Annotated in this window: 2 rRNA genes; both read right to left on the reverse strand. The window is 56.7% G+C overall.

The features are described from left to right. A 5S ribosomal RNA gene (rrf, locus tag AB4Y31_RS31820) occupies positions 1–113 on the reverse strand. A gap of 192 nt (positions 114–305) precedes the next feature. Continuing rightward, positions 306–416: ribosomal RNA gene (locus tag AB4Y31_RS31825) — 23S ribosomal RNA — on the reverse strand; the annotation flags it as partial.

Genomic DNA, 416 nt, shown 5'->3' on the forward strand with positions numbered 1-416 from the left:
GCCTGACGATTACCTACTTTCACACGGGGATCCGCACTATCATCGGCGTGGAGTCGTTTCACGGTCCTGTTCGGGATGGGAAGGGGTGGTACCAACTCGCTATGATCATCAGGCATGACTTGTTGCCATGTCGCGGGTGGGCGGCACAGCCAATCTGGGAAGAAGGGGAGTAAGGGGTGGGTAGCGAGTGCATCGTGGCACATCGCGAGGGTCCTGAGCGTACCCCCTAGGGGGCTTACCCCCTACGGGGGTGGTTCCCAGTAAGTGCTAAAGCACTAACTGGTCACGTAAAACGCTCCGGTTATAGGATCAAGCCTTACGGGCAATTAGTATCGGTTAGCTCAGCGCATTACTGCGTGTACACACCCGACCTATCAACGTCCTGGTCTTGAACGACCCTTCAAGGGGCTCGAAGC

The organism is Trinickia sp. EG282A (genome assembly GCF_040965455.1).
Taxonomy (GTDB): domain Bacteria; phylum Pseudomonadota; class Gammaproteobacteria; order Burkholderiales; family Burkholderiaceae; genus Trinickia; species Trinickia symbiotica.